This window comes from Mesorhizobium sp. M1334, assembly GCF_040317995.1.
In the GTDB taxonomy this organism is placed as follows: domain Bacteria; phylum Pseudomonadota; class Alphaproteobacteria; order Rhizobiales; family Rhizobiaceae; genus Mesorhizobium.
On the sequence record NZ_JAMYLM010000063.1, the window covers coordinates 1 to 4,308 of the forward strand.

At 58.0% G+C, this 4,308-nt stretch carries 6 protein-coding genes and 2 pseudogenes; all 8 read left to right on the forward strand.

What is annotated here, in order from left to right; all coding sequences use genetic code 11:
* Positions 1–135: 135 nt before the first annotated feature.
* Positions 136–789 (forward strand): hypothetical protein, encoded by a 654-nt coding sequence (locus tag NKH17_RS33175; protein WP_352973523.1) that lies wholly within the window; start codon positions 136–138, stop codon positions 787–789.
* 334 nt (positions 790–1,123) lie between these two features.
* Positions 1,124–1,593: pseudogene (locus NKH17_RS33185) on the forward strand (NifX-associated nitrogen fixation protein).
* 25 nt (positions 1,594–1,618) lie between these two features.
* Positions 1,619–1,822 (forward strand): CCE_0567 family metalloprotein, encoded by a 204-nt coding sequence (locus tag NKH17_RS33190; protein WP_352973524.1) that lies wholly within the window; start codon positions 1,619–1,621, stop codon positions 1,820–1,822.
* Positions 1,819–2,139 (forward strand): ferredoxin III, nif-specific, encoded by a 321-nt coding sequence (gene fdxB / locus NKH17_RS33195; RefSeq protein WP_352973526.1) that lies wholly within the window; start codon positions 1,819–1,821, stop codon positions 2,137–2,139. The genes NKH17_RS33190 and fdxB overlap by 4 nt, the downstream gene beginning before the upstream one ends.
* Before the next feature lie 28 nt (positions 2,140–2,167).
* Positions 2,168–2,491 (forward strand): exopolysaccharide production repressor protein, encoded by a 324-nt coding sequence (locus NKH17_RS33200; protein WP_352973527.1) that lies wholly within the window; start codon positions 2,168–2,170, stop codon positions 2,489–2,491.
* A 76-nt stretch (positions 2,492–2,567) separates the two neighbouring features.
* Positions 2,568–2,875: pseudogene (locus NKH17_RS33205) on the forward strand (1-aminocyclopropane-1-carboxylate deaminase); the annotation flags it as partial.
* 218 nt (positions 2,876–3,093) lie between these two features.
* Complete coding sequence (locus NKH17_RS33210; RefSeq protein WP_352973529.1) at positions 3,094–4,092, forward strand: phosphotriesterase family protein; 999 nt, start codon at positions 3,094–3,096, stop codon at positions 4,090–4,092.
* A gap of 71 nt (positions 4,093–4,163) precedes the next feature.
* Positions 4,164–4,308 (forward strand): transposase (locus NKH17_RS33215; RefSeq protein WP_352973530.1); only part of this gene is annotated, 145 nt, incomplete at its 3' end.

Below are 4,308 nucleotides of genomic sequence, written 5' to 3' on the forward strand. Positions count from 1 at the left end.
AGACACATTCTCCACGGCGATCTCCTGTTGAGTGAGTGGTTCGATGCAGCCTCACCCTGACAGAGCGCCGGCCGCTGTTCACTCCTCATGGGATCTAAAGCCGCCGATACGGAGCGGATCGCCACAAGCGAACCCATGGCGCGCGAACAAGCGTTGAAGCAGCCGATCGATGACAGATTCTGGGCGGCGGTGAAGTTAGAAGATTGGAAGACGGCGCTCTGGGCGATCGAAGAGGGCATCGCCTTGATGCCCGACGACATCAATTTCCGCCTGGCTCATGCGCATCTGTTGCTTCACAAAATTCAAGACATGTGGACCGGCTTGCCCGTGATGCGCCAATTGGTTCGCGACGCGATCGACAAAAACTCCGAGGACTGGATGGTTTCGGCGCTAGACCAACTTTTCCATCCGGCCAATGACCATTCGCGCCTTCCCTCTGCTGAGCGCTTCGCGATGGGCAAGGAGCTGTCCGAACACATCCTGGCGCTGAATCCCCCGCAAGGCGACAGCCCTAAGTTCCGGTCCTATCCCGCGGTCGCCCGGTACTATCACGAGAACGGCAACAATGATCGCGCGATCGAGTTGGTCGAACTGGCACTGACGTCGCTGGACGGTCCGGAGCCTATCCCGGCCGAATTGAAAGAGCAGCATCTGCCGGATTTGCTGCAGGCCCTCGCCAAGTACAGGGGTGGGAAGGTTGGTTGCGGCGCTCTCTTTGCGGCTCCGCAAAACAATTTCCCGAAGGTGCCAAAGCGCGGTCGGCCGAGGAGGAAAAATAAAAAAGGGTAATTGGTCGAAATGGCTTACTGGCCAATTCGTCCATTTCCTTGGCGTGGCCGCAGCAAGGAGGGTCCATGCAGCACTTGGTCGATCGTTTGCAGCAGGATCGAGGCGCGAATCTTCATGACCTCCGGCCGCATTGCGGCGGAAGTGATGTTCCACGCGAACCAGCGTGGAGGACTTCGCAGTCGAGGAGGTGTTCAAGGTCGGCCACGGGGACATCAATTGCGTGGAATCGGCCGGCCCGAGCCGGGCGTCGGCTGCGCAAGTATGCCCGAAGTAGGCGTCCCCGAAAATAGACATCGTGCTTCGAGGAAGAGCACTGAAGGGAGGAGAAGGCGAAATGTCTGATGCCGCGGTCAGCCCTCCGGTCAACGAGGACGAGGCGGCCCTTGCCATGCCTTTTGTCAGATGCCTCGTGCGGCTGATCCGTGCTCGAGACTCCTGCGGCTCATGGGAAAGGCAAATCGGACTCCACGCGGCTGGCCGACTTCATCGTCACCAGAAAACACCGCCGTGCGATCCCGATCATCGGCGATCCCGATCCGGACGTGCTGTGGAGGCTCGACACGTTTTACACGGCCGTCGGGCCTACAACGAGGAGCGCTCCGGCCTGATGACATCGCCAACGATGGAGATGAAACCCAGGGGGGTTCGGACGATTGCTTTTCACGGCCGGGCAGTTGGTCGCTCTGTCGAGACATCCACCGGTTCGGCTTCGAGACGTTCAGGAAGCCCGCGGGGGCCGGTACGAAACTGGTCGACGAAGCGACTGCAGCCATTGAAGCCTATCCCGAGGTGGCAAGGGCGTGAAGAAACCGATTTCGAGGAAGGATTTATGTCAAAGCTAGATGAGATGGGGAAGAAATTCCGAAAGCTTCAGCTGCGCGCGGCAGTTGCCAAGATGAAATTGCGCGACCTTGCAGAGGATCTCCCGGGAAAATGGACGGAGATAGAGGAAGTTGCCGAGGAAACATCGGCCGTTTTTGCCGAGTTGGATGATGCCAAGAGAGAGCTCGCTGCAATGAAGAAGTTACGATGACGAGCACATTCACCACTCGCGACGGCTCCGGATGGGTGCCGGAATATCTCACCGGTATAGACGGCACGACCTGCATCGGCTGCGGCCGCTGTTTCAAGGTCTGCTCGCGCGAGGTCATGCATCTTTACGGCGTCGATGACGCGGGTGAAATCCTGGGCGCCTGCGACGGCGAGGACGACGACGACTTCGATGGCGAGCTCAATCGCATGATCATGGTCGTCGACCATGCCGGCCGCTGCGTCGGCTGCGGAGCCTGCGCCCGCGTCTGCCCGAAGAACTGCCAGACGCATGTTGCGGCCGATCAGGTCGCTGCATGATCTGAGGAGACAAAACCAGGAGACGGCGTTGCCCTTAAAAATCTTTTGTCGCGTCCTGGGGCTGGTCCTCTGCAGCAACGCTCTGATTGTCTACTTCGCTTCTCATTCCATCGGTCTAGCAGTCGTGATGACGCTGGGATGTTCGCTGCTGCTTCAGCTAGCCTATTTCGGTAGCGTGCTCTTTCTGATCTGGTGGTCCGGCTGCGCTAGCAGGGCTGGCCAAATGGCTGAGCATTTCGGCAGCTGCAAGGAAGTTGGAGCCCAGCTGCCAGACCATGATGAGGTGACGAATGAATCTACAGATTTACGCCAGCTCGATCAAATGCTAGCCATGTCGCTGCTGCTTCCTTGAGGCGCCGCCGAGACAAGATCAGAGCTCGATTCCCGCTACTTTCGATGAACCACAGACCTTGGGCTGATCGTTCAAGAACATTGCCCAACATACAGCCAAGCTCGTCCATCTCGGATGGAACTAGTCGAAGACGATGTGGTGTTGCTCGAGGAGTACGCGTACCCGTGTTATGGCATTCCGTCCGAGCAAACCAAGGTTGCAATCCGTCAGTTCGCGGGGCTTGAGGGTATGATTACCGATCCCGTCGATGAGGGCAAATCGATGCAAGGGATGATCGACCTTGTCCAGAAAGGCTTCTTTCCAGAGGGATCGAAGCTTCTCTATGCGCGTCTCGGCGGTGCGCCGGCGATCAACGGGTACGGTTACACCTTTCGCAACGGCTGACGCTCGACAGATTACGCCCGCCTTGTCAAAGAAAAGTATCTCGATCTTAACTGCTCAACGCAGACCTCTCGTCGATTCCCTTCGTATTCTTGGCGAGATTCATCCCACCGTTTATGGAGGGAAACCAGGTTATGGCACTACTAGAAATAGCGGGTTGCTAACCTAGCTACCACCATGGCTCTCTTCACGGTAGCATACAACACTTGGAGTGCCGACGCATGATGGTGCAGACGGTGACGGGGCCGATCCCGGTCGAGCGCTTGGGCCGCACACTGATGCACGAGCACCTGTTCATCGCCTTTCCCGGCGCCTGGTTCGATCCGCTCGCGAAATTCGACCGTGCGGAATTAATCGAAAGGGCAGTCCGGCAATTGATCCAACTGCGCACTGAGCATGGTGTGCGCACCTTCGTCGACCCCTGTCCGATCGAACTCGGTCGCGACGTCATGATAATGAAAGAGGTTTCCGAAAAATCCGGCATGCACATAGTTTGCACCACGGGATTTTACCACGAGGAAAAGGGGCTGCCGGTCTACTGGCGCGCCCGCACCGTCGATGAGATCGCCGAGCTTTACGTCCGCGAGATCACCTACGGCATCGCCGACACTGGTGTGAAGGCCGGCGCCATCAAGGTCTCAACGGGCGCGCCCGTTGTCACCGCTCATGAGAAGAGGTTCCTCGCGGCCGCTTGTGTCGCGCAGAAGGTGACCGGGGTGCCTATAATTACCCACACCGAGGACGGCTACGCAGGCCCTGAACAGCAGCAGCTGTTAGCGGCCGGCGGCGTTGCCGCCGATCGTTGCTTGATCGGCCATAGCTGCTGCAACCTAGATCCCGCCTATCATCGCCGCATTATAGATGCTGGCTCTTACATCGGATTCGATCAGATCGGGATGTTCCATCGGCCGGACAATTTCCGCGCCGACAATTTGGCGAAGCTCGTGCGCGACGGCTTTCGTGCGCAGGTCATGATTAGCATGGACCGCCTCTGCGGCATGCTCGGCAAGTTCAGTCGCCACCTCACCGCCGATGAGATCACATTGATCGAACACCTGAAGTCGCAGGAACTCTACCAAGCCCATACCTACATGTTCACGGATTTCATCCCAATGCTGCACGCCCGCGGTGTCACTCAGGCGGACATCGTCTCGATCCTGGAGGACAACCCGAGACGGTTCTTTGCCGGTGAGAGTCTGCCCGAAACGGCGACGCGCTAACTCTTATGACGTGCTCCCCTGAAATGTCCTCGGTTTGAGGTTAGCCTGTTCCTCGGATGAGGAGACAGGCAATGAAGCGATCGAGATTTTCTGACGAACAGATCATCGGCATTTTGAAGGAACACCAGGCTGGGCTTTCGGCGACGGATCTGTGCCGCAAATACGGTGTGAGCGACGCGACCTTCTATAAGTGGCGCTCGAAGTATGGCGGCATGG